Annotated in this window: 17 protein-coding genes and 1 pseudogene; 14 read left to right on the top strand and 4 right to left on the bottom strand. The window is 66.1% G+C overall.

Going from position 1 to position 25,604, the window contains the following annotated elements; all coding sequences use genetic code 11:
- Window positions 1-187 precede the first annotated feature (187 nt).
- The 7 genes from A7X12_RS15140 (at window position 188) to A7X12_RS15110 (ending at window position 10,233) form a co-directional block, all read left to right on the top strand.
- Window positions 188-694, top strand: a complete 507-nt coding sequence (locus tag A7X12_RS15140) for a 2Fe-2S iron-sulfur cluster-binding protein (protein WP_064312414.1) — start codon at window positions 188-190, stop codon at window positions 692-694.
- Window positions 691-1,680 (top strand): FAD binding domain-containing protein, encoded by a 990-nt coding sequence (locus A7X12_RS15135; protein WP_064312413.1) that lies wholly within the window; start codon window positions 691-693, stop codon window positions 1,678-1,680. Before A7X12_RS15140 ends, A7X12_RS15135 begins: the two co-directional genes overlap by 4 nt.
- Window positions 1,677-4,016 (top strand): xanthine dehydrogenase family protein molybdopterin-binding subunit, encoded by a 2,340-nt coding sequence (locus A7X12_RS15130; protein ID WP_064312412.1) that lies wholly within the window; start codon window positions 1,677-1,679, stop codon window positions 4,014-4,016. The genes A7X12_RS15135 and A7X12_RS15130 overlap by 4 nt, the downstream gene beginning before the upstream one ends.
- A 211-nt stretch (window positions 4,017-4,227) precedes the next feature.
- A complete protein-coding gene (locus A7X12_RS15125; RefSeq protein ID WP_084445508.1) occupies window positions 4,228-7,668 on the top strand; it encodes a response regulator in 3,441 nt (1,146 codons plus the stop codon).
- Window positions 7,653-8,504, top strand: coding sequence for a CheR family methyltransferase (locus A7X12_RS15120; protein ID WP_064312410.1), 852 nt, complete (start codon window positions 7,653-7,655; stop codon window positions 8,502-8,504). Before A7X12_RS15125 ends, A7X12_RS15120 begins: the two co-directional genes overlap by 16 nt.
- Window positions 8,501-9,058 carry a chemotaxis protein CheB gene (locus A7X12_RS15115; protein ID WP_064312409.1) on the top strand — a complete coding sequence of 186 codons (558 nt, stop codon included), beginning with the start codon at window positions 8,501-8,503 and terminating at the stop codon, window positions 9,056-9,058. The genes A7X12_RS15120 and A7X12_RS15115 overlap by 4 nt, the downstream gene beginning before the upstream one ends.
- Window positions 9,059-9,063: 5 nt before the next feature.
- Window positions 9,064-10,233 (top strand): hybrid sensor histidine kinase/response regulator, encoded by a 1,170-nt coding sequence (locus A7X12_RS15110; RefSeq protein WP_064312408.1) that lies wholly within the window; start codon window positions 9,064-9,066, stop codon window positions 10,231-10,233.
- A gap of 52 nt (window positions 10,234-10,285) precedes the next feature.
- On the opposite strand, the gene A7X12_RS15105 is transcribed toward A7X12_RS15110, so the two are convergent.
- Window positions 10,286-11,569, bottom strand: a complete 1,284-nt coding sequence (locus A7X12_RS15105) for a metal-dependent hydrolase family protein (protein ID WP_064312407.1) — start codon at window positions 11,567-11,569, stop codon at window positions 10,286-10,288.
- A 27-nt stretch (window positions 11,570-11,596) separates the two neighbouring features.
- On the opposite strand from A7X12_RS15105, the gene A7X12_RS15100 reads away from it, so the two are divergent.
- The 3 genes and pseudogenes from A7X12_RS15100 to A7X12_RS15090 all read left to right on the top strand — a co-directional run bounded on the left by A7X12_RS15100 (window position 11,597) and on the right by A7X12_RS15090 (window position 16,008).
- Window positions 11,597-13,780 (top strand): penicillin acylase family protein, encoded by a 2,184-nt coding sequence (locus A7X12_RS15100; RefSeq protein WP_064312406.1) that lies wholly within the window; start codon window positions 11,597-11,599, stop codon window positions 13,778-13,780.
- A 195-nt stretch (window positions 13,781-13,975) separates the two neighbouring features.
- Window positions 13,976-14,995 (top strand): annotated as a pseudogene (locus A7X12_RS15095) (glycoside hydrolase family 43 protein); the annotation flags it as partial.
- An 8-nt stretch (window positions 14,996-15,003) separates the two neighbouring features.
- A complete protein-coding gene (locus A7X12_RS15090) occupies window positions 15,004-16,008 on the top strand; it encodes an arabinan endo-1,5-alpha-L-arabinosidase (protein WP_064312405.1) in 1,005 nt (334 codons plus the stop codon).
- A gap of 7 nt (window positions 16,009-16,015) precedes the next feature.
- Here the strand turns inward: A7X12_RS15090 and A7X12_RS15085 are convergent, their stop codons facing one another.
- On the bottom strand, window positions 16,016-17,173 hold the full coding sequence (locus A7X12_RS15085; protein WP_064312460.1) for a cellulase family glycosylhydrolase: 1,158 nt from the start codon (window positions 17,171-17,173) through the stop codon (window positions 16,016-16,018).
- Between the two features lie 27 nt (window positions 17,174-17,200).
- Entirely contained in the window at window positions 17,201-18,358 is a 1,158-nt protein-coding gene (locus A7X12_RS15080) for an aldose epimerase family protein (RefSeq protein WP_157105613.1), read from the bottom strand.
- A gap of 429 nt (window positions 18,359-18,787) precedes the next feature.
- On the opposite strand from A7X12_RS15080, the gene A7X12_RS15075 reads away from it, so the two are divergent.
- The 4 genes from A7X12_RS15075 (at window position 18,788) to A7X12_RS15060 (ending at window position 24,427) form a co-directional block, all read left to right on the top strand.
- Window positions 18,788-21,598: a TonB-dependent receptor gene (locus tag A7X12_RS15075; protein ID WP_198162041.1), complete on the top strand. Its 2,811-nt coding sequence runs from the start codon at window positions 18,788-18,790 to the stop codon at window positions 21,596-21,598.
- A 110-nt stretch (window positions 21,599-21,708) separates the two neighbouring features.
- Complete coding sequence (locus tag A7X12_RS15070; protein WP_232318530.1) at window positions 21,709-22,674, top strand: family 43 glycosylhydrolase; 966 nt, start codon at window positions 21,709-21,711, stop codon at window positions 22,672-22,674.
- A gap of 117 nt (window positions 22,675-22,791) precedes the next feature.
- Window positions 22,792-23,847 (top strand): MBL fold metallo-hydrolase, encoded by a 1,056-nt coding sequence (locus tag A7X12_RS15065; RefSeq protein ID WP_157105612.1) that lies wholly within the window; start codon window positions 22,792-22,794, stop codon window positions 23,845-23,847.
- Window positions 23,848-23,863: 16 nt separating this feature from the next.
- A complete protein-coding gene (locus A7X12_RS15060; protein WP_064312401.1) occupies window positions 23,864-24,427 on the top strand; it encodes a carboxymuconolactone decarboxylase family protein in 564 nt (187 codons plus the stop codon).
- 4 nt (window positions 24,428-24,431) lie between these two features.
- Here A7X12_RS15060 and A7X12_RS15055 read toward each other — a convergent pair whose 3' ends face one another.
- Complete coding sequence (locus A7X12_RS15055) at window positions 24,432-25,601, bottom strand: sensor histidine kinase (RefSeq protein ID WP_064312400.1); 1,170 nt, start codon at window positions 25,599-25,601, stop codon at window positions 24,432-24,434.
- Between the last annotated feature and the right edge of the window lie 3 nt (window positions 25,602-25,604).

The raw sequence follows: 25,604 nt of genomic DNA, 5'->3' as shown, positions 1-25,604 counted from the left end.
GGCTTTGGGAGCATCGCGGTTCATTTCGGACATGTGAAACGAGCCACGTGCCGCCGGAAACGGCGGTTGCCGGTTCGGGTCCCAGATCAAACTCGACATGCCGCGATTGTTTGTCGAACCTCGCCGCGGCACCAATCGTCGCGCCTGTCGTTACCGCTGTGCAAAGACCTGGCACTGGAGGATCGGGATGTCGCTCGTCGTGAATGGGGCGAAGGTATCGGCACCCGCCGATCCTCGCATGTCGTTACTCGATCTGCTGCGGGAAGAATTGCATCTCACCGGCACCAAGAAGGGCTGCAACCAGGGAGCGTGCGGCGCATGCACGGTGCTGGTGGACGGCGAGCGCATCCTCGCGTGCCTGACGTTGGCGGTCCAGGTACAAGGCCGGGAAGTGACGACGATCGAGGGGCTGGCAGGGGCCGACGCCCTTCACCCGTTGCAGATCGCGTTCATCGAGCATGACGGGTTCCAGTGCGGCTATTGCACGCCGGGCCAGATCTGTTCGGCGATGGGGATGATAGCCGAGGCCGGGCGGGGCGTGCCCAGCCATGTGACGGGCGATCTCGCCGCCGCGGTGACGCTGACCCGCGACGAAATCCAGGAGCGCATGAGCGGCAATCTCTGTCGCTGCGGCGCGCATAACGGGATCATCGACGCGATCCGTGCCACCCTTGCATCGGAGGTTACGCCATGACGCCGTTCCTCTATCTGCGCGCAACCGATGCATCCGAGGCGCTACGCCTGGGCGCAGAGACCGGCAGCGCCTTTCTAGGGGGCGGTACCAATCTGGTCGATCTCCTGCGCGAGACCGTGGTCCAACCCCAACGGCTGGTCGACGTAAGTGCGCTCCCCGCGACGATCGAAGAAACGGAAGACGGCGGTCTGATGATCGGTGCGGCGGTTCGCAACACCGCGCTTGCCGAGCATCGCGTGGTGCGGACACACTACCCGGTGTTGGCGCGGGCGATCCTCGCGGGCGCATCGGCGCAGATCCGCAACATGGCGACGCTGGGCGGCAATTTGCTCCAGCGGACCCGCTGCACCTATTTCTACGACACCGACGGATCCCGCTGCAACAAGCGGCTCCCCGGATCAGGATGCGACGCTCGCGACGGCTTCAACCGGATCCATGCGGTTCTCGGTGCATCGGAAGCGTGCGTGGCCACGCATCCGTCCGATATGTGCGTCGCGTTGGCGGCACTGGATGCGATCGTCCACGTAACAGGCCCCGGGGGGGCGCGCCGCATCGCTTTCGGCGATCTCCATCGTCTTCCCGGCGATGCGCCCGATCGCGATACCAATCTTGCGCATGGCGAATTGATCCAAGCCGTCGAACTGCCGCCGCTCGCTTTCGGGGGCAGCTCGACGTACCGCAAGGTACGGGATCGGGCGAGCTATGCCTTCGCGCTGGTGTCTGTCGCAGCCGCGCTGAAGCTGGATGGGGATCGCGTATCGGACGTACGGATCGCCTTTGGTGGAATCGCCCACAAGCCTTGGCGTGCGAACCGGGCAGAGGCGGCGCTGCGCGGCGCGCCGGCGACGCATCAGGCCTTTATCGATGCTGCAGCGCTGGAATTCGAGGACGCCCAGCTGCTCCGCGACAATGCATTCAAGCCGGCGCTGGCCGGACGATTGCTGGCGGCAGTCCTCCAAGCGCTTGCAACAGGAGAAACGGCGTGAGCATCGTCGAGAACGCCAAGCAGGCGGCGCAGGGCCTGGTGCAGAGCGCGATGGAGCGGCTGGTGCCGCTCGCACCCGACAGCTGGATCCCCGGTGGCGTGCCCGACCCGCTGATCGCCCGCAAACATGGTGCGATCGGCAAGCCCGTATCGCGACTGGACGGGGCGCTCAAGGTGACGGGGACGGCGGCCTTCGCGGCCGAGCATCGCTTCGACGGCATGGTCTATGCCGCGCTCGCCTATGCCACTATCGCGCGGGGCCGCATTGCGGCGATCGACAGCGCCGCGGCGGAGTTGGCCCAGGGCGTCGTGCTGGTGATGACGCATCGCAACGCACCCCGCATGGCGACCCCGCCCGCCTTTGGCGCCTCGCCCACAGGCGTGGGGCCCTCGGATCTGGCGGTTATGCAAGACGATCGCGTCCATTGGAACGGCCAGCCGATCGCCTGCGTGCTCGCGGAAACCCAGGAGCAGGCCGATCACGCGGCAACCTTGTTACAGATCACCTACGAGGTGGAAGAATCGATCACCTCGCTCGCCGACGCCAAGGCGAACGGAATCGAGCAGGGGCTGTTCATGGGCAACCCGCTGCTGAACGCGGTAGGGGATGCGGAGTCGGCCTTTGCGGCGGCGCCGCACAAGGTGGACCAGGTCTATTGCACGGCCAGGCACAATCATAACGCGATCGAGCCGCACGCAGCGACGATGGCGTGGAACGGCGATACGCTGACCATCCACGATGCCAGCCAAATGGTGACGCAGCAGGCGCAGACGCTGGCCGACGTCTTCGGGCTGGAGACGGAGCAGGTGCGGCTCACCTCGCCCTATGTCGGCGGCGGCTTCGGCGGCAAGGGACTATGGGACCACCAGATCATCGGTGCCGCGGCAGCGCGGCTTTCCGGCCGGCCGGTACGCATCGCGCTTTCGCGCGCGGGCGTCTACCGGGTGGTCGGCGGGCGGTCTTTGACCGAGCAGCGGGTGGCGATCGGCGCGCGCGCCGACGGACGCTTCGACGCGCTGATCCATACCGGCTTGTCGGTCATGACGCCGCACAACAACATGCCGGAGCCGTTCATCCTCGGCAGCCAGGCCGCCTATGCCGTGCCCAACCTTCTGTTCAAGGTGGAGGTTACGCGGATGCACATGCTCGCCAACACCTTCATGCGCGCGCCCGGCGAGGCCGTGGGTACCTTCGCGCTCGAATCGGCGGTCGACGAGCTGGCCGTCCAGCTCGGCATCGATCCCGTGGAACTGCGCCTCCGCAACGAGCCGGAAAAGGATCCCGTCAACGGCCGCGCCTTCTCCTCGCGTCATATCGCCGAGGCCTGGCGCAGCGGCGCCGAACGGTTCGGCTGGGCCGATCGTCCGGCGGTCGGTACGCGCCAGGAGGGCGAGTGGCGCATCGGGCTGGGCTGCGCTACCGGAACCTATCCCTATTACCGGATGCCGGGTGCCGAAGCACGGATCACCCTGTCGCGCGATGGGGACGGCGTACGGGCCAAGGTGGAGGTTGCCGCCGCCGAGATGGGCATGGGGACGGCAACGACGACCGCGCTGGTCGCGGCCGAGCGGCTCGGTCTCGCCATCGAGCAGATCGAAGTTGTCTATGGCGATTCCGCCATTCCCGGCGCGATCATGGCGGGCGGGTCGCAGCAGACCGCGGCGATCGGTGCCGCGGTCATCGCCGCGCACGGCGAGCTCGTCGGCGAACTGCTCAAGCTCGCGGGCAATGACTCGCCGCTCGCGGGATTGTCGCCCCAGGAGGTCGGTTGCGAGGGCGGGGGGCTTGCAGCGTTGGCGGATCCCACCCGCCACGAGCGCTATGCTTCGATCCTTGCGCGGTCGCAGCGGGACGGCATCACCGTCACCAAAGCGGGATCGATGCCGCTGGAGACCATGCATTGGTCGATGCACTCGCACAGCGCGCTGTTCTGCGAAGTGGCGGTGAACATTGTCACCGGCGAAACGAGGGTGCGGCGCTTCCTCGGTTCGTTCGACTGCGGCCGCATTCTCAACCCGAAGACCGCAGCCAGCCAGTTCCGCGGCGGCATCATCATGGGTCTGGGCATGGCGCTGATGGAGGAAACCCAGTTCGACGAGCGCAACGGCCGCATCATGAATCCCAGCCTCGCGGAATATCACATGCCGGTGCATCTCGATGTGCCCGACATCGACGTGATCTGGACGGATATCCCCGACCCGCACACACCGATGGGCGCACATGGCGTCGGCGAGATCGGGATCACCGGTGTCGCCGCCGCGGTGGCGAACGCGATTTACAATGCGACGGGAAAACGGATTCGGGATCTGCCGATCACGCTCGACAAGTTGCTCTAACAAGGCCGGTGCCGCGTAGAGCGACGGCGCTTCCTGTCAGGCTGCCCGGGGCCGGGTTGAGGCGATGGGCGGTTTCCCATGGCGTACGGGTCGCTTGATCGGCCAACGAGTGCGTTCCAGGAAGCGCGCCCTGGGCCTCTGTCCGCAAGGGCTCTTGCTCTCCTTTCGCGGGACGGTATGCGGATCGCGGGGCTTTTTCGGGATCAAGTGCATGAAGCGTCGGAATTTGTTGCGAGACTCCGGCGGCCGCTCCGCCTGGATGACGCTCGGGCTGATCGTCGGCCTGGCGTTCTTCCTGGTCAGTGGCGCGCTCGCCTACCGCAACGTCCTGGCGCTGGGGGAGAGTGACGCCGCGATCCGCCACAGCCATACGGTGCTGATCGCGCTCGACGAGCTGCTTTCCACCGTCCAGGATGCCGAAACCGGTCAGCGCGGCTATCTGCTTACCGGTGCCGGCAGCTATCTAGAACCCTATGACCGCGCCACGGAAACGCTGGAACCCCGTCTGGATCATCTCCAGGACCTGGTGAGTGACAATGACGTGCAGCAGGGGAACGTCGCGCAGCTGCGGCGCAGTGTCGCTGCCAAGCGCGCCGAACTGCGCGAGACGATCGAGGCGCGGCGAACCAAAGGGCTGGCGGCAGCGCTGGCGATTGTCGGAACGGATCGTGGCAAGACGAGCATGGACGCGATCCGCGCCCAGCTCGCGCTCATGGCGCGAGAGGAGGGTCGCCTCCGCAAGGAGCGTCTCGACGACATGGCCAATGCATCGCGTGCGGCAATCGCGAGCGGATTGGTTTCCAGCCTGATCGGTGCCGCGCTGTCGGTGTTGATCTTCGTCCTGGTACGCCGCAATCAGCGGGCGCGCGCCAGGGAGAATTGGTTGCAAAACGGCCTGCTCGGCATTTCGGCGGCGGTGCGGGGCGATCGCTCGGTAGAGGAAATTGCCGATGCGGTGCTCGGCTATCTCGCGGACAAGCTCGGCTTCCAGGCGGGTGCGCTGTTCAAGGGCGAGGAAGGCCGGTTCGAGCGTGTCGCCACGCTGGGCGTCCCCGGCGACGCCGATATGCCGGCAACGTTCGGGCTGCGGGAGGGCCTGTTGGGGCGCGTCGCCGCGGAAGGGACGCCGATCCTGCTGGACGACGTGCCGGATCATTATCTGGAGATCGGCTCCGCGTTCGGCAGCGACAAGCCGCGCCATCTGCTGATCGTGCCCGCCAAGGCCGACGATGTCGTCAACGCGGTGATGGAGCTCGGCTTCTTTTACCCTACCGATCCGATCATGGTGGAGCTGCTGGAACGGGCGTCTCCGGTGATCGGCGTGGCGCTGCGCTCCGCCCGGTTCCGCGCCCGGCTGCAGGATGCGCTGGAGGAAACCCAGCGCCAGGCCGCCGAACTGCAGACGCAGAGCGAGGAGCTCCAGGTCAACAACGAGGAGCTGGAGGAACAGGGCCGGGCACTGCGCGAATCCCAGGCGATGCTGGAGCAGCAGCAGGTGGAGTTGGAGCAGACCAACAGCCAGCTGGAGGAACAGGCTCAGGCACTGGAAAACCAACGCGACGAACTGGAGCGCGGCAGTGCGGCGTTGCTCGTCAAGACGCGCGAGCTCGAACAGGCCAGCCAGTACAAGAGCGATTTCCTCGCCAATATGAGCCACGAGCTGCGCACGCCGCTCAATTCGCTGCTGATCCTCGCCAAGCTCCTCGGGGACAACGGGCCCGCCACGCTCACCGCCGAGCAGGTGAAGTTCGCGCGAACCATCGAATCCTCCGGCAATGACCTGCTCACGCTGATCAACGACATTCTTGATCTGTCGAAGATCGAGGCAGGCCATGTCGACATCCGCCCCGAGCCGGTGAGTCTCGTGCGGTTGGGTACCGATCTGCGCCAGGTCTTCCAGCCGGTGGCGGAACAACGGGGGCTCGATCTGGAGATCGTGCTCGACGAAACCATGCCGAAGGGTATCGAGACCGACCGCATGCGGCTGGAGCAGATCCTCAAGAACCTCCTGTCGAACGCGCTCAAGTTCACCGAGAAGGGCTCGGTGCAGTTGCACGTCCGCGCGGTCGGCGAGCGGATCGCCTTTGCCGTGCGTGACACCGGCATCGGCATCTCGGCCGAACAGCAGAAGATGATTTTCGAAGCCTTCCACCAGGCCGATGGCACGATCAACCGCCGCTATGGCGGCACCGGGCTCGGCCTGTCGATCTCGCGCGAGCTGGCGCGGCTGCTCGGCGGCGGCATCACGCTGGAGAGCCGGGCGGGCGAGGGCAGCATCTTCACGCTGACGCTGCCCGCGCGCTACGATGCCACGGCGGTTTCCCCGCGCGCGCGCTCAACTGCCCCGGCCGCTCCGGCCAAGCCGATCGCTATGCCGGCCCCCGTCGCCGTGCCGGTCGCGCCGCGCCGCGCTGCGGCCGACTGGGTGCTGGAAGACGATCGCGATGCGCTGGTCCCGGGCGGCCGGCAGCTGCTGGTGATCGAGGACGATGCGGTCTTCGCCTCGATCGTCTGCGACTTGTCGCGCGAGCTCGGTTTCCAGTGTCTCGTCGCGAGCACGGCGGACGAGGCGCTGCAGCTGGCCCGCACCTATCGGCCGAGCGCCGTCGTGCTCGACCTCGGTCTGCCGGACCAATCGGGGCTGATCGTGCTCGATCGCCTCAAGCAGGAAGACGCCACGCGGCACATCCCGATCCACGTCATCTCGGCCGCCGACCAGAGCCAGACCGCGCTGTCGCTCGGCGCGGTCGGCTATCACATCAAGCCGATCAAGCGCGAGCTGCTGGCGGAAGTGCTGCAGAACCTGCAGGAGCGCACCGCCAGCCGCGTGCGCCGCGTGCTGATCGTCGAGGACGATCCTGTCCAGCGCGATGCGGTCGCCAGGCTGCTGCAGAAGGACGATGTCGAGACGGTGGGCGTCAGCACCGCCGCCGAGTGCCTGGAGATGCTGCGCAGCCAGACCTTCGACTGCATGGTCCTCGACCTGTCGCTGCCCGATGCCTCGGGCTATTCGCTGCTCGAGACGTTGAGCCAGGAAGATGGCGCGCACAGCTTCCCGCCGGTGATCGTCTATACCGGCCACGACCTCAGCGCGGATGACGAGCAGAAGCTGCGACGCTATTCGAGCTCGATCATCATCAAGGGCGCCAAGTCGCCCGAGCGGCTGCTCGACGAGGTTTCGCTGTTCCTCCACCAGATCGTGTCCGAACTGCCGAGCGAGCAGCAGGAAATGATCCAGGCCGCTCGCCGCCGCGACGCGGTGCTGGAAGGGCGGCGGGTGCTGATCGTCGAGGACGATGTCCGCAACGTCTATTCGCTGACCAGCGTGCTGGAGCCGCGCGGCGTTCTCGTCCGCATCGCCCGCAACGGCCAGGAAGCGCTCGACGCGCTGGCCGAGGCGGCGGCCGATCCCGAGAAGGGCGTCGACCTCGCGTTGATGGACGTGATGATGCCGGTGATGGACGGCCTCGCCGCCACCCGCGCAATCCGCCAGGATCCCCGCTGGGCCAAGCTTCCGATCATCATGCTCACCGCCAAGGCGATGCCGGACGATCAGGAACGCTGCATCGAAGCGGGCGCGAGCGATTACATGGCCAAGCCGATCGATGTGGACAAGCTCCTCTCGCTGGTCCGCGTATGGATGCCGCGATGAGCGACGAGGTCCCCGAGCCCGATATCGACGATATCGAGATAGAGCTGCTGCTCGAGGCGCTGTATCGGCGCTATCACTACGACTTCCGGCACTATGCCCGCGCGTCGATCAAGCGACGGTTGATCCAGGCGCGCGCACGGCTGGGGGTGGAGAGCTTCTCGGCCCTGCAGGAGCGGCTGCTGCGTGATCCCGACATGCTGGCCAAGCTGCTCAACTATCTCACCGTCCAGGTGAGCGAGATGTTCCGCGACCCCAGCTATTTCCGCGCGCTGCGCGAGAAGGTCGTGCCGCATCTGCGCACCTATCCCTCGCTCAAGATCTGGATCGCCGGATGCAGCAACGGCGAGGAAGTCTATTCGCTGGCGATCCTGTTCCGGGAAGAGGGGCTGGAGCAGCGCACGATCTTCTACGCCACCGACATCAATCCGAAAGCGTTGCGCGCGGCCGAGGCGGGCGTGTATCCGCTCGACCAGATCCGCAAGTTCACCGAAAACCACCAGAAGTCCGGCGCGCGTACGTCGCTCTCCGATTATTATGTCGCCGATTACGACCGGGCCATTTTCGACAGCAGCCTGCGCGCCAACGTCGTCTTTTCCGATCACAGTCTGGCAACGGATTCGGTCTTTGCCGAAATGCATTTGATTTCATGCCGCAACGTGCTGATCTACTTCGATCGCAATTTGCAGGAGCGCGCCGTGGGGCTGTTCGACGAATCGCTCGTCCGCCGCGGCTTCCTTGGCCTTGGCCGCAAGGAAAGCCTGCGCTTTTCCGACCATGCGGCGGGCTTTGCCGACTTCGTCCGCGAGGAGAAGATCTACCAGCGGCGCGAGCGATGACCGACTTGATCGTCATCGGCGCCTCGGCCGGCGGGGTGCAGGCGCTCCTCACGCTGCTACCCGCGCTTCCGGCTGATTTCCGCCGTGCCGTTCTGATCGTGGTCCATGTCCCGCCCGATCATGACCACGGCCTTGTGACGCTGTTCCAGGCACGGTGCCGGATGCAGGTATGCGAGGCGGAGGACAAGCAGATGCCCGAGCCCGGTACCATCTATTTCGCGCCCGCCAATTATCATCTCCTCGTCGAAGCGGATGGCAGCATGGCGCTCTCGGCCGACGAACCGGTCAACCACAGCCGTCCGGCGATCGACCTGCTGATGGAGAGCGCTGCCGACGCGCTGCGGAGCCGGCTGATCGCGGTGCTGCTCACCGGCGCGAACCAGGACGGTGCCGAGGGACTGCGCGCAGTAGCCCGCGCCGGCGGCATCGCGATCGTCGAGGATCCGGATACGGCGCAGGTGCGCACCATGCCCGCCGCCGGCCTCGCCCTCTGCCCCGATGCTACCCGACTGGCGATCGACGCCATTGCCCCATACCTCCTGCGATTGGCCTGAGCCCCATGTCCCCCCCGGTTCCCGTGAAGTTCCTGCTCGTCGATGATCTCGACGAAAACCTGCTGGCGCTGGAGGCGTTGCTGCGACGCGACGGGCTGGAATGCCTGAAGGCGCGCTCGGGCGATGAGGCGTTGGAACTGCTGCTGGTCCATGACGTCGCGCTGGCGCTGCTCGACGTGCAGATGCCCGGCATGGATGGGTTCGAGCTTGCCGAATTCCTGCGCGCCAATGAGCGGACCCGGCATGTCCCGATCATCTTCCTCACGGCTGGCAGCGCCGATGCGCAGCGTCGTTTCCGCGGCTATGAGGCGGGAGCGGTGGATTTCCTCCAGAAGCCGATCGATGCCGCCATCCTCCGGTCGAAGAGCAACGTCTTCTTCGATCTCTACGAGCAGCGTCGGCAGATTGTGGCGCAACGCGACGAGCTGGAGCGGATGACACGGAGCCTGCAGCTGGCCGACCGGCGCAAGAATGCATTTCTCGGCATGGTCGGGCACGAGCTGCGCAATCCGATCATGGCGCTGGGCGCCGGCCTGCACCTTCTTGCCCGCAGCCGGTCCGTCGAGGCGTCCGAGCAGATACGCAGCCAGATGGACCGTCAGATCGGCCACATGACGCGGCTGATCGAGGATCTGCTGGACGTCGCCCGGATCGACCAGGGCAAGATCGTGCTGCGCGTCGATCGCATGCAGCTTGCCGATGCGGTGACCCTGGCGGTGGAAATCAGCCGGCCGCAGATCGAGGCACGCGGGCATCGCTTCACGATCGACATGCCGGAGGCACCGATCTGGCTGCGTGCCGATCAGGCGCGCATCGCCCAGGTGGTGAGCAACCTGCTGGCCAATGCCGCCAAATATACCCCGCCGGGCGGGACGATCGCCCTTGCCGTACGTCGCGAAGGGACGCGGGTTGCGATCGAGGTCGCCGACACCGGTGTCGGCATTCCGCCGGAGATGCAGGCACAGGTTTTCGAGTTGTTCGCGCAGGTGGACCGCGGCGAGGAGCAGCCCGAAGGTCTCGGCATCGGTCTGGCGCTGGTACGGCAGCTCGTCGTCCTGCACGGAGGCGTCATCGAGCTCGCGAGCAGCGTCGTGGGCGCGGGGTCTACCTTTGTCGTGCTGCTCCCTTGCGACGACACGGGGCCTGCCGGAGGTTCGCGTTCCGCATCAGCCTGATCGCCCCGCTCGAGTGCGGAAAATGATCGCGGGCGCACCGACCGGCATTATTTCAGCGGGGTGGTTCCAGCGGCACGACCTTTCCGCCCTGCATCACGAAGCGCACGGCGCGAACCGCCTGGATGTCTCGCGCGGGGTCGCCCGCCACGGCGACGAGATCGGCGATGAGCCCAGGCTTGATCGCACCCAGCCGTGCCGCCTGTCCGGACCAGCGGGCATTGCCCGACGTGGCTGCCATCAACACGTCGGCGGACCGCATGCCGGCAGCGGCGAGCAGCACCATCTCGCGCGCATTCTCGCCATGTGCGTAGACGCCGACATCGCCGCCCATGCAGATGGGAACGCCGGCGCGGAGCGCGCGCCGGAAGCTTTCGCGATTGGCCAGCACGGCTGCCGGTGCGGGTTCCTGCCCGTTCCAACCGCGATAGCGGGACGTGGCGTCCGAGGCGGCGAGGGTCGGGCAGAGCGCAATCTTCCTGGCGGCCATGGCGGCGAAGATCGCGGGCGTGCCCCCATAGCCATGCTCGATCGTGTCGACGCCTGCTTCGATCGCGCGGCGCATCCCCTCCGCGGTGGCGGCATGTACCGCGACGGGTCGTCCGGCATCATGGGCGGCGGCGACCGCCGCCTTGATCTCCTCCAGGCTTAGCGTCGCGCGGCTCTCCTCGCCGGGGCGCCAGCGATAATCGGCATAGAGCTTGATCCAGTCGGCGCCCGCGGCAATCTGGCGCCGGACCGCCGCGACCATCTGCTCGGCGCCGGAGACTTCCTCGGCACCCTGCGGCACCGCGATGCCGGGTTCGAAGCCCTTGGGACCATAGGCGCCGAGCGCGACGATCGCGCGGGTCGCCACCTGCAGGCGCGGCCCTTCGACGATACCCTGGTCGATCGCCGCCTTCAGCCCGACATCGGCATAGCCGGCGCCTTCGGTGCCGAGATCGCGCAGGCTGGTGAAGCCGGCGTGGAGCGTCGCCCGGGCCTGCGCCACCGCCCGTGCGGTGCGGAGCGCCACCGGCTCATGCAGCACCTGATCGTCCCAGCTGGCTTCGTTATAGGGATGCAGGAAGAGATGGGCATGGCCCTCGATCATGCCCGGCATCAGCGTATCGCCTTCAAGCGGGATCACGATCGTATCGGCGGGCGCGGCGAGGTTCGGTCCGACTGCGACGATCCGTTCGCCCCGCACCAGCACCTGCCAGCCGGGATGAACCTCGCCGTCGACCGCGTCGAACACTCCCGCCGGCTTGAGCAACATGGCCGCAGGCTGCGGCTGCTGCGCCGTTGCAGGACCGCCCAGCGTCAGCGCGCCAAGAACCGCCAACCAACGCTTGGCCATCCGCCTTCCCCCCTCTAGTCTCGAGGCATGGATACGCTGATCCGCCGTGCGCGCAATCCGTTGCTTCTCTTGGCGTTGCTGGGCGCGACCGCCGCCGCGCCGGACCCCGAGCGCGCGCGCTGGCAGGCCGAGGCGGACCGCGTCACGATCACGCGCGACGATTGGGGCATCCCCCACATCCGGGGCAAGAGCGACGCCGATGCGGTGTTCGGCATGACCTACGCCCAGGCCGAGGATGATTTCGGGCGGATCGAGGCGAATTACCTCACCGCCTTGGGGCGTACCGCAGAGGCGGAGGGCGAGGACGCCCTATGGTCCGATCTGCGCCAGCGCCTCTTCGTCGATCCGGAGGAATTGCGACAGGACTATGCGCGCAGTCCTGCCTGGCTCCGCGCGCTGATGGACGCGTGGGCGGACGGGTTGAACTTCTATCTGGCAACGCATCCGGCGGTGAAGCCCAAGGTGCTCACCCGGTTCGAGCCTTGGATGGCGCTGAGCTTCACCGAAGGCAGCATCGGCGGCGACATCGAGCGGATCTCGCTGACCGACCTGAAGACCTTCTACGGCAATCCGACGCCACCGACGCCGGAGGAGCAGGGCAGCGTGCCGCGCGAACCTTCCGGCTCGAACGGGATCGCAATCGCGCCGAAGCGTACCGCGGACGGGCGCGCGTTGCTGCTGATCAACCCGCATACCAGCTTCTACTTTCGCTCCGAAGCGCAGGTGACGAGCGACGAGGGGCTCAACGCCTATGGGGCGAGCACCTGGGGGCAGTTCTTCGTCTATCAGGGCTTCAACGCCAAGGCAGGGTGGATGCACACGTCCGCGACGGTCGATAATGTCGACGCCTTTGCCGAACATATCGTGCGACGGGGCGATGGCTGGGCCTATCGGTACGGCGTAGAGACGCGATCGGTGCAGTCGCGGGTCGTGGCACTGCGCTATCGCAAGGCGGACGGATCCATGGCGGAGCGGCGCTTCACTATCTGGCGAACGCACCATGGGCCCATCGTCGCGGCGAAGGGCGGCCGCTGGATCGCGACGGCCTTGATGTGGCGACCTGTGCCTGCGCTCGAGCAGAGTTTCCTGCGGACCAAGGCAACCGACCTCGCCAGCTATCTGCAGGTGGCTGAGCGCAAGGCCAATTCCTCCAACGACACGCTGTTCGCAGATTCGAAGGGTGAGATCGCGTTCCTGATGCCGCAGTTCATGCCGGTGCGGGACGATCGCTTCGATTATACGCGGCCGGTCGACGGCAGCGACCCCGCGACCGACTGGAAGGGGCTGCACACGCTTCCCAGCCTGCCGAGCGTGCTCAACCCGAATACCGGGTGGGCGCATAATACCAATGACTGGCCGTGGAGTGCCGCCGGGGCGGACAGTCCCAAGGCGAAGGCGTATCCGCGCTACATGGACCAGGTCGGCGGCAATGCCCGCGGCGTTCACGCCGACCTGCTGCTGACCGGCAAAAGCGGCTGGACGCCGGAGCGGCTGCGCGCGGCGGCATTCGACCCGTATCTGCCTGCTTTCGCAAAGCTGCTGCCGGAGCTGGTGGCCGCATGGCGTGCCTTGCCCGCAACCGATCCGCGACGCGCGGCGCTGGCCGCGCCGATCGCGACGCTGGCAGCCTGGAACTATCGCTGGAGCGCGGATTCGGTAGCGACCAGTCTGGCCGTGTACTGGGGAGATCAGCTGTGGCGCGACGTCGGCAGTTTCGCACAGGCCGAGCGGATGAACGTGCCCGACTATATCGCAGCGAAGGTATCGGCGCCGGCGAAGCTGGCAGCCCTCTCTGTCGCGGTCGACCAACTGGCCCGTGATTTCGGCAGCTGGCAGACGCGCTGGGGCGATATCAACCGCTTCCAGCGCCTCGACGACGCGCTCCAGCCCCATTTCGACGATGCCAAACCCTCTGTGCCGGTGCCGTTCACCTCTGCCCAATGGGGCAGCCTCGCGTCGTTCGGCGCGAAGCGGTGGCCCGGCACCAGGCGCTATTACGGGACCAGCGGCAACAGCTTCGTGGCGGTCGTCGCCTTCGGCCCCCGGGTGGCGGCGACGGCGGTGATGGCAGGCGGGCAGAGCGGCAACCCGGCCTCGCCGCACTTTGCCGATCAGATCGATCGCTATGCCACCGGCAATCTGCGCAAGGTCTATTTCTATCCGGACGAACTCGCGGGGCATGTCGAGCGGCGATATCGCCCCGGCCATTGAGACACCGGCCGGGTCCGGCACCCGCGGCGACGGACGGGCTTTGCTATTTCGAAGCTTGTTCGGCACATCGTCCCCAAGCATTTCGCCGGCGGTTCGCGGCCAGGGCAGAAATGCAGGATCGAGCGGCCTTTGTGTCGCTGAACGGGAGAGGACATGACGGACGAAGCGCAAGCGATGGGGCAGGGCGAATCGCCCATGCTCAACCGGCGGATCTTTCTCGCGGGGGCGGCGGCACTCTCCGCGACGCCTGCCGCAGCGCGGGGCCGTGCGGCTGCCCTCGTCAATCCGGTCGTGCGGCAGCGCGCCGACGCGCAGGTCTTCCGGCATAGCGATGGCTGGTACTATCTGACCGGTTCGGTGCCGGAATATGATCGGCTGGTGCTGCGGCGCGCCCGCACCCTTGCCGGCCTTTCCAATGCGCCGGAACGCGTGCTCTGGCGGCATCGCGCGAGCGGGCCGATGTCGGGCTTTCTCTGGGCGCCCGAATTGCACCTCGTCGACGGCAGATGGATCATGTATTTCGCCGCGGGCCCGAGCGGGGGCGGCGAGGATGTGTTCCGCATCCGCACCTACGCCATCGCCTGCGACGGCGCGGACCCGATGACCGGCAACTGGACGGTGCTCGGACAACTCGAGACGCCATGGGACACGTTCAATCTCGATTCCACCAGCTTCGTCCACAAGGGGCGGCGCTATCTGGCCTGGGCGCAGCGCGAGCCGGGGATCGACACCAACTCCAACCTGTATCTTGCGCCGCTCGCCACGCCGCTGACGCTCGCGGCCAAGCCTGCGCGGCTGTCGGTGCCCACGCTGGATTGGGAAGTGCAGGGCTTCAAGGTGAATGAAGCGCCGGCCGTGCTCCTCCGCAACGGCCGGTTGTTCATGACCTATTCGGCGAGCGCCACCGATGCGCGCTATTGCCTGGGCATGCTGACTGCCCGCGCCGATGCCGACCTGATGGATCCGGCAAGCTGGACCAAGTCGCCCCTGCCCGTGTTCAAGACCTCGGCAGCGCACAAGATCTTCGGGCCCGGCCACAACAGCTTCACCGTCGACGAACAGGGGCGCGACGTGCTGGTATACCACGCCCGCGATTATGCGGAGATAAAGGGCGATCCGCTGTTCGATCCTAACCGGCACACGCGCATGCAGTATTTCCGCTACCGCGCCGACGGATCGCCGGATTTCGGTGAGCCCGTGGCCAACGGTCCGCTGCAGCGGTCATGAGCCTTCTGGCGGCCCTCGTGCTGGCGCTGCTCCCCGCGCGCGATAGTGGGGCAGCCGGCGCGCCGCCCGCTGCGTCCATCGCCTCGGAGGGGGCAATAGACGGGGTGCATGATCCCACGATCCGCAAGCTTGGCGACGCCTACTATTTGTTCAGTACCGGCCACGTCGGGAGTCCCCAGGGGCTGTTGCCGTTACGCACCTCTACCGATCTGCGCCGCTGGACGCTGCGAGGCGCAGGCTTTGCGGCCCTGCCGGACTGGGTCCGCACCGCGGTTCCGGGCGCGACCGGCATGTGGGCACCGGACCTTTCGAAAGTCGGCAACCAGTATCGCCTCTATTATGCCGTCTCCACGTTCGGGAAGAACCGGTCCGCCATCGGCCTGGCGACGGCAACGCGCATCGACCCGGCCGCGCCTGCCGTCCATTGGATCGATCGTGGACCGGTCGTGCAATCCGGACCAGCCGACGACTTCAACGCGATCGATCCCATGGCATTCAGCGATGCACAGGGGCGTGCCTGGCTGGTGTTCGGCAGTTTCTGGTCCGGCATCAAACTGGTCCGGATCGATCCTGCGACCGGGCTCCGGTTGATCGGCGATACGGCGCCACGATCGCTGGCGCGCCGGCCGTCGCCGGGCGCGGTCGAAGCGCCGTTCGTCCTCCGTCATGGCGGCCGCTACTATCTCTTCGCGTCCTTCGATTTCTGCTGTCGGGGGGCGGCGAGCAGCTATCGCACCGTGGTCGGCCGCGCGGAGGCGCCGGAAGGACCCTATCGCGATCGCGATGGGCAACCGATGCTGGAGGGCGGCGGCACCACGGTGCTTGCGAACGGTCGCGATACCGGCAGCCGCTTCGTCGGGCGAGGTGGCGCCTCGATCCTGCAGGAGCGCGGCGACGACTATATCGTCTATCACGCCTATGACACGCGGCGGAAGGGGACGCCGACGCTGCAGGTCCAGCGACTGCGCTGGACCCGCGACGGCTGGCCGGTGGCGGGCTAGCCGCGCATCATCGCGGTGCGACGGGGACGACGCCCTTCGGCGCGGCGGAAAGGCGCTGGATCAGGTCCACCTCGGCCTGGCGATAGGGCTTGCCGTTACCGTGGAAGACCTCGTGGAACCAGATCGTCGGCTCCTCATAGGTATAGGGCTTCTTCCAGCTGTCCCAGGGCAGCCGGGTCTGCGACTTGCCGTCGACGAAGCCCCAGTTGAACATGGCGATGTTCAGTCGCTTGCCGATCGGCAGCGTGCCGTCGAAGGTCGATCCATTGCCGCGCGCCATATATTCGGTGCAGAGCACCGGGCGGCCATAGCTGAGCATCTGGTTGGCGCGGCGCTCGAACGTCTCGGGCCAGCTGTAATCGTGGAAGCTCAGCACGTCCGACTGGGCGATCTGGATCTTCTCGACTGCGTCGAGCGTGCTCTGGTCGTCCCAATGGTCGCCGATCCACACGCCCGAGGTGAGCGGCTGGATCGGGTTCGCGGCGCGGGCGGCGGCGAACATGCGCGGTAGCAGCAGGGCCACATATTTGTTCTTGTCCGGGGTCGGCGCATAATTGCCGCCGCCGCCATTATTCGGCTCGTTCCAGATGTCCCAGCCGAGCACGCGCTCGTCCTTGGCGAAGGTGGTGACGATATCCTTCACATAGGCTTCGAGCTTGCCGTATTGCGACGCGTCCTTGAGCCGCGCGGCACCCGGGGACTGGGCCGAGCCGGAGTTGTGGACGCCGGGGATCGGCGGGTGCTGCGGGCCCGCATGGGGATCGGGGTCCCAGCAGCTGTCGAAGAAGATCCACAGCGTCTTGATGTGGTGCTTCGCCGCAATCGTCATGAATGCGTCCATGCGGCGTTTGAGCCCTGCCGCGTCGGTTTCCCACAACAGGTTGTGCAGGTTCACCCGCATCACGTTCATGCCGATTTTCTCGGCCCAGCCGAGTTCCAGATCGATGCGCTTGGGATCCCAGGTCTCCGCCTGGAACATCTCGAGCTGGTTGATCGCCGTCGCCGGCGTGAAGTTGGCGCCGACCATCCAGGGCTGCTCGGCATACCAGGCATTGGCCTGCGCTTTGGTCCATTGGTCACGCGCCTGGGCCGACGGAACGGTGGCGGCGATCGCCAGCGCGGCGCCGGCGAGAAGGCCAGAAGCGAGGAAGGTACGGCGGATCATCATCAGGTCTGCTCCCCAAAGGTTCGTTCAGCGCTTCTTCGGCACTGCGGCCTGGCCGGTGCTCAGGCGATAGGTCATCACGTTGCGATAGGTCTGGCCGGGATCGAGCCGGGCGTTCGGAAAGCCCTTCTGGTTCGGCGAGTCCGGGAAAATCTGCGGCTCCATCACGATCGCGTCGCCCTCGCGGTAGATGCGCTTGGACTTGCCGTGCGTGGTGCCGTCGAGGAAATTGCCCGAATAGAATTGCAGCCCAGGCTGGTTCGACCAGAGCTCGAAGCCGCGACCCGAGGCGGGATCATAGATCTTCGCCATCAGATGCTGGTCGGGCGTCACCTCGCGGCCGATCACCCAGTTATGGTCATAGCCGCGACCGAAGACGATCTGCTGATCGCGCGCGTCACGAACGCGGTCTCCGACCGCATGGGGGATGCGAAAGTCGAACACCGTGCCGGCGACGCTCTTGAACTCGCCCGTGGGGATCGCGCCGGCATCGGTCGGCAGATAGGTCTGTGCCGGGATGGCGACGCGGTGGCCCATCGCGCCGCCCGTCGAACCCTCGCCGGAGAGGTTCCAGTAGCTGTGGTTGGTGATGTTGGCGATCGTCGGCGCATCGGTGGTTGCCGTATAGGTGATCGTCAGCTGATTTTGCTCGTCCAGCGCATAGGTGGCGTCAACGGTCATCGTACCTGGATAGCCCATATCGCCATCGCGGCTGACGGCGCGCAGCGTCACCGAGGCGGTGGGACCGTCCTTCACCGACACCACCTCCCACAGTAGCTTGTCGAACCCGACGGTGCCGCCGTGCAGCGCGTTCTTACCGTCGTTAACTGGTGTCTGGAAGTTGCGGCCGTCGATGCGGAAGCGGCCCTCGGCCAGCCGGTTGGCGAAACGGCCGACAGTCGCGCCGAAATACTGTCCCTTGGCAAGATAGTCCGACATATTATCATAGCCCAGGATGACGTCCGCCTTGTGGCCCGCGCGATCCGGCATCACCAGCGACTGGAGCATCGCCCCATAGGCGACCACGGTTGCCGAGATTCCGCGCGCGTTCGTCAGCGTCACCGAAGCGACGGGCCGACCGTCCGGCATCCTGCCGAAAGTGCCGCGTTTCGCCGTCGTCGCTTCCGCCGTGCTGGCGAGCGCAACCATGGCAGCGATTCCGCCGATCGCCGTCCAAACCTTCATCGCGCCTCTCCTTCCAAGCATGACGTTTGAATCATTGCTGCATAAATATCTGTAAATACGTGTTATTGTTCGCCCTGCGGACCAGCGCGGCCGGATGCAGTCATGTTGGTGTGCATCGAGCGCGCGGTCCCGATGCCGAGCGATCCTCGCGGCCGTATTGGCGCGTGCGCGTTGGTCAAGGCGTCCTCTCCTGTCACCATTTTCGGCGATCTGTAGCTTGACCGGCGTAGCGAACTTCTATCCGGTTGGGAAGCATATCTATCATATAAATATAGCGGGTCACCCTGTCCGGAACGCTTTGACAGGCGGTGCTGTTCAAAAATATGATAATTCGTTTGCGGGCAAAGCTAGTCAGAGTATATATTGCGGCCGCGACAAGCAAACCCGCCCGACGAGGCGGGGAAAAATCAAGGGGAGGTTTGCATGAAAATGAAGCCGTTTTTGCGTGCGTCGGTTTCGGCCGTGATCGGTCTTACGCTCGCGCCCGATGCCTTTGCCCAAACCGCGATGGAAGTGCCGAAGCCGCAATCGTCGAGCGCGGACAGCATCAGCCCGGCTTCGCCGCCGCCCGCCGCTGTCCAGGAAAGCGGGACCGAAGAAGCGATCGTCGTCACGGGCTTGCGCCGCAGCCTTCAATCCGCCCAGTCGATCAAGCGCAACTCGGACGGCATTGTCGACGCGATCGTTGCCGAGGATATCGGCAAGTTGCCGGATACCTTCGCATCCTCTGCGCTCCAGCGTGTTGCGGGCGTCAACGTGACGCGCGGCGGCGGCGAATCCGCGGGGGTGACCGTGCGCGGGCTGCCCGATCTGACCACCACCTATAACGGTCGCCAGATCTTCACCGCGGAGGGGCGCTACGTCCAGATTCAGGATTTCCCTGCCGGCACCGTCGCGGCGCTGGAAGTCTACAAATCCGGCCTGGCCGACCAGATCGAGGGGGGCATCGCCGGCGAGATCAACGTGCGGGGCCGCAAGCCGTTCGACTTCCAGGGCTTCGAACTTTCCGGCTCGCTCAACGGCGTGCTCTCGCAGCAATCCGAAAAGATCGTGCCGAACGGCAATCTGCTGATCAGCGATCGCTGGAACACCGGCATCGGCGAGATGGGGCTGCTGCTCAACGCCTCCTATGTCGGCATCAACTTCATGGACTCCTCGCGCGAGCAGTCGGTGGTGATCGCCACCACCAATGCGGACAATGCGCCCGCCGGCCAGGCGGGGCTCCGCTATCCGGACGCGCAGGGCAACTTCCTAGGCTATGGCGCGCGGTATCGCCCCTCGGCCAACGCCGCCTTCCAGTGGAAGCCCAATGCCGACCTCGAGATCTACGCCGACGGACTATACCAGGGCTTCCGCTCCAAGGACTACAACCGCTGGATGTTCATTCCGAACTTCGGCGCGATCACGCTTTCGAACATCACGACCATCCCCGGCACCAACCAGATCGCCAGCGCCGTCGTCAGCGGCGCGGTGCGCCCCGATGGCTATACCGGCTCGTTCAACGGCAAGACCGACACCTATCAGGGCGGCACCGGCATCAAGTGGCGGAAGGATCGCCTCCAGCTATCGGCGGACGTCGCCTATACCGACAGCACCTACACCGCCGATCTGGTCAACGTCGATTATGCCATGCGCGGCGTGCCAACGCACTTCTCCAACTTCGATGTGTCGAAGAATCAGGATGGCGGGCCGTCCCAGACCTTTCTCAACTATTCGATCGCCGATCCCGCGAACTTCCTCGCGCGCGGTCTCTATCAGGAACTGACGGTCGTCAGCGGCAAGGACTGGCAGGCGCGCGCCGACGCCTCCTATGATCTCGATAGGGGTTTCCTGAAGCGGCTGCAGGTCGGCGTGCGCTACGATGATCGCAAGGCGTCGCGCGACTTCGGAAACATCTACAACAACGTCGCCGTCCCCGGCACCAACGGTGCCGCCGATGTCAGCTACGAGGCGCTGGGCATCCCGCTGACATCGCTTCCCGGCGCGGACGTACGGTACACGCTACCGGGCTTCACCTTCAACAATGCCCAGCCCAACGTTGCCTATGCGGCGATGACGCGCGACAGCATCCGCAACAATCTCGATGCGCTGCGCGCCTTCTTCCGGGAGCCTGCGGGTACGGTCGCGTTCGATCCGCTGCAGCGCTTTCGTGCCAATGAGAAGTCCTATGCCGGCTATGCGCAGCTGAAATATGGCTTCGAGCTTGGCGGCACCACCATCGACGGCCTCGCCGGCCTGCGGGTGGTGAAGACCAAGACACGCGTCGACGCCACCTCGAGCATTGCAGGCGTGGTAGCGCCGAGTACCGCGGAGAACGAATATACGGACTATCTGCCGAATGTCAGCGCACGGATCGCCCTGACCGACAAGCTGCAACTGCGGCTCGCCTACACCAAGACGCGCACACGTCCGAACTTCATCGACCTTCGCCCCAATCTTTCGCTCGGTACGCCGCCGACTTTCCCGGCGGGCAGCCCATGCCTCGATCCTTCCAGCGCCACCTACAACAGCCGGAATTGTGCGCGCGGTGGCTCGCAGGGCAATCCGAACCTGCTGCCGCTGACCTCGAACAATTACGACGCGAGCTTCGAATATTATTTCTCGCGCACGGGTTCGTTCACGGCCGGCATTTTCCGGCATGATGTCCAGGGCTTCCTGGCGACGGTCAACAATGTCTATCGCGACCCTACATACGGGCTGGTCTCGATCGACCAGCCGGTGAACCTCGGCCGTACCCGGCTCCAGGGCGCCGAAGTCCAGTTCACCAGCTTCCTCGATATCGACGGGCTGCCGGAATGGGCGAAGGGCTTCGGCATCCAGGCCAACGGCACGTTCATCGACGCGAAGGGCGATCTCCAGCCGAACTTCGCGGCGACCTATGCCAACCAACGGCAGCGTTTCCCGGGCGTGTCAAAATGGTCGTACAACCTTGTGGCACTGTATGAGCGGCCGCAATTCTCGGCACGCGTCGCGTATAATTATCGGTCCGACTTCGTGTCCTATTACACGCTGGAGACGTTCGACCCGATCGCCCATCCCACGATCGAAAAGGGACGTGGTCAGCTCGACTTCTCGACGACGGTGACGCCGCTGCCCAACATCACGCTCGCTTTCGACATCGTGAACGTGCTCGGCAACCCGATCCAGCGCGACCGTGCGTACGACACCGGCGACACCTATCGCCGCCAGGTCTTCTATATCGAGCGTTCTTATTCGCTCGGCGTGCGGTTCCGTTTCTGAACGCGCGACCTGATATGGGGGCATGGCCGCTGCGCCGTGCCTCCACACGGCCGAGCACTGAGGGCAAGATGGCAAAGGGGCACTTCCGCATGCGCCGGTGGATAGGCGCCGTGAAACCGCGCTGCGTGGCGATGGCGATGGCCTTCACGTTCGGTGGGGCTGCGCTTGCGGACAATCCCCAGTTCGCCGGGGCGGATCCGCATGCGCTGTTTATCGGCAGCGACCTGTGGATCTTTCCGACGGGCGGTCCGGGCGGCAGTTGGTCGGCGGACCGTTTCGGTGCCTTCTCGTCGCGCGACCTGCGGCAGTGGAAGGCGCGCGGCGAACTGATCCGCCGAGACCAGATCCGCTGGATACCCGATGACGGGGCGCCCGCGCATTTCCTCTGGGCGCCGGCGATCGCGATCCGCGGCGGCCGTTACTATCTCTATTTCTCGGTCGGTCCGCAAAATCCGACCCCTAGCCGGATCGGCGTCGCGGTGGCGGATCACCCCCAGGGGCCGTACCGCGATATCGGCCGCCCGCTGGTTCAGGATGGCGGCCATGGCTTCGAAGCCATCGATCCGATGGTATTCGTCGATCCCCGATCGGGGCGCGCCTATCTGTACGCAGGCGGCAGCGCAGGCGCCAGGCTGCGGGTTTGGGAACTGCGGGCGGACATGACCAGCATCGCGCGGGAGGTGTCGGTCGCAACGCCGCCCAACTTCACCGAAGGCGTATTCATGCACGTTCATGGCGGCCTCTATTACCTCTCCTACAGCCATGGCCGCTGGAACGGGCCCGACTATTCGGTCCACTATGCGACGGCGCCGAGTCCGACCGGCCCCTGGACCTATCGCGGCGCGATCCTGACCGGCGACGCACGGCATCAAGGGCCAGGCCACCACAGCTTCGTGCGCACGCCGTCGGGCCGATGGCTGATCGTCTATCATCGTTGGGAGCAGGCGCCCGGACCGGCGCCGTATCGCGGTGAGCGCCAGATCGCGATCGACCGGATCCGCTATGACGCGCATGGGCGGATCCGCCCGGTAGTGATGACCGACGGCGCAGCATCTCCAACCTTGGCGAGCAGATAGGGCGTCGATCCGACGCGACCCGCGTGCCGCGGTTGGTCCGTCCAAGACAGCGCCGCTGCGTCCAATCCTTTTAGGATCGAGGGCGGCAAGGCGAACTGGCAAGGTCTTGGAGGCACTATGAAAATGCGCAACGCAAGCCGATTCTCAAGCAGTGCTGCCCGGCTGCACAAGATGCTGCGCATTGCCGCCGCGATGACGACCGGCGCCGCCGCGCTCCCGGCCGCCGGGCAGGTCGCGCCTTCCACCCCGCCGGCACCGCCGCCCCAGGCCTCACCCGGCGGCATGTGGACGCCGCGCCAGGCGCCGGGCTATTACCGGTTCGAGCTCGGCGATTTCGAAATCATCGCGCTGCTCGACGGGACGCATCCATTTCCCGCGATCGAATTGGCGGTGGGGGCGAAGCCCGGAGAGGTGGCAGACCTGCTGGCGCAGAATTTCCTGACCTCGCCCGTCGAAGGCGGGTTCAGCGCCTTTCTCGTACGGATGCCGGGCAAGCTGGTGCTGATCGACACGGGGGCAGGCGATCTCTACGGCCGCGATGGCGGCTTGCTGGTCGCCAATATGCGGGCGGCGGGCGTCACGCCCGAACAGGTCGACGAGGTTTACCTTACCCATCTCCACCGCGATCATGTCGGCGGACTGCTGATGGGCGGCAAGGCCGTCTTCCCGCGGGCGACCGTCCGCGTCGCGCGCGCCGAGGCGGACTTCTGGCTGAATGATGCCAACCGCAGCACGGTGCCGGCCTTTCTCGGCTCGATGTTCGACGGCGCGGAACAGTGCCTGAAGCCCTATATCGCGGAAGGACGCTTCAAGCCCTATGCGGAGGGCGAGCCGCTCCCCCCCGGTATCACCGCCATTGCCGCGCCGGGGCACACGCCCGGCCATCATCAATATCTGGTCCAGAGCCGAGGCAAGGCACTGCTCCTCTGGGGCGATACTGTCCATGTCGCGCCCGTGCAGCTGCCCGATCCGCACGTCGCGATGAAATACGACACCGATCCGCACGCTGCGGTGCGGTCGCGCGAGACGGCGTTCGCGGCGGCGGCCGACAAGGGCTGGTGGGTCGCCGGCGCCCATATCTCCTTTCCCGGTATCGGCCATGTCCGTCGTACCGGCCCCGGAACCTATGCCTGGATCCCCGCCAACTACGCCCTCAATCGCATGCCGCAATGAGCAGGATGGAAACCCGATGACGCGACTGCCACCCATCGCCCCCGCCGAACTGACCGCCGAGCAGAAGCCGCTGTTCGACGCGATGACCGCGGGTGTTGCTGCCAAATATCAGACCTTCACCACCGTCCGCGAGGACGGGGCGCTGCTCGGCCCCTGGAATGCCTGGCTCCACGATCCGGCGATCGGCGCGGCCTATTGGGGTGTCACCCAGGCGTTGACGGCCGCCAAGCGCATTCCCGACGCAGCCCGCCAAGTGGCGATCCTGGTCGTGGGCGCGCATTTCGGGGCGGCCTATGAGATCTATGCGCACGGTGCGGTCGCGGCGAGCGCGCATGGCATGTCCTCGCGGCGGATCGCGACGTTGGCGGCCGGCCAGCGCCCCGAAGATCTGAGCGACGACGAAGCCGCCGCACACGACGTCGCCAAGGCGTTGCTCCGCGGCGGGGTACTCCCGGAGCCGCTCTACCAGCTGGCGCTCGACCGCTTCGGAGCCGCGGGAACCAGCGAACTCATTTTCCTCGTGGGCCATTATTGCTTCGTGTCGATGACGCTCAACGGCTTCGCCATCCCCGTGCCCTGAGCGACTATGTCGCGTGGGGGAGGCGGATGCGGAAGATGGATCCGCCGCTGGGTCGGGGAATATGCGCGATGGTGCCGCCATGGTCCTCGACGATCTGGCGGCAGATCTTGAGCCCTAGCCCGAGCCCGCTGGCCTTGGTGGTGAAAAAGCCCTCGAACAGCCGATCCCGCTCGGCGTTGGGAATGCCGGGTCCGCTGTCTTCGACGTCGATCTGTACGAGATCGCCCTCGCGGCGCGCGCGAACCTTCAGGGCGCGGTTCCAGCATTGCGCGTCCGCCATGGCCTGGGCGGCGTTGACCAGGAGGTTGATCACGAGCTGGCGAAGCTGCACGCCGTCGCCGCGCACAGGCGGCAGGTCGCCCGCGATGTCCAACACCAGCGACGCTTGCCGGCTGGCGAGCTCCGGACGAAGAAAGTCCGCCGTTTCCTCGATCAGCGGGCGCAGCGCGCAACGTCCGTATTCTCCGGCGCGGCCAGCGGCGAGCTGGCGAAGGCGCGCTACCGTCTCCTCGGCCTTGGCGCCGCCTAGTACGATGCTTTCAAGACGTTGCTCGATCTGCAAAAGGTCCGGCTCCGGTCGCCGCAGCCAGCGCAGCGCGGCTTGGGCGGAGGCGAGGATGACGCTGAGCGGCTGGCGTACCTCATGCGCGATGGTCGCCGTCATCACCCCCAGCGTCGAAAGACGGTCGGCATGCGTCATCTTTGCGCTGTGTTCACGTAGCGCCTGCTGCGCGGCGACCTGGTCGCTGACATCGAGCAGCCCGAAGGTCAGCTGGTCGGGTGCATCCACCGGCTCGTGCCAGCTGGTGTAGCGGACGTGGAGGCTTCCGCCCGGCACCTTTATCGCGATCTGCGCTTGGAAGCGGCTGTCGTGCTCGGCCAAGGCTTGCAGCGACTCCGCCAGAAGATCGGCCTGCGCGAAGGGCCAGACGTCCGATGCGGCGAGCGGCAGTGCCGCCTCGCCGATGCCGAGAAGCTTGCCGGCGCGGCAGTTCAGCGCGACGAGACGCACCTTCGCCAGCAGCCGCCGGAGCAGGTCGTCGCGGCGGGCATCCGCAAGGCCAGGTTCCGCCAAGGCTGCCAGCAAGGGAAGCGCCGCCGCGGCGTCGAACCGCCCCAGCGCCAGGCCCATCGCATCCACCGCTCGCGTCGCACCCTCGAAACCTACCGCCATCCG

It is taken from the genome of Sphingomonas sp. TDK1 (assembly GCF_001650735.1).
GTDB lineage: Bacteria > Pseudomonadota > Alphaproteobacteria > Sphingomonadales > Sphingomonadaceae > Sphingomonas.
Note: the sequence above shows the minus strand (reverse complement) of the source record. Positions and strands in the feature narration are given on the sequence as shown.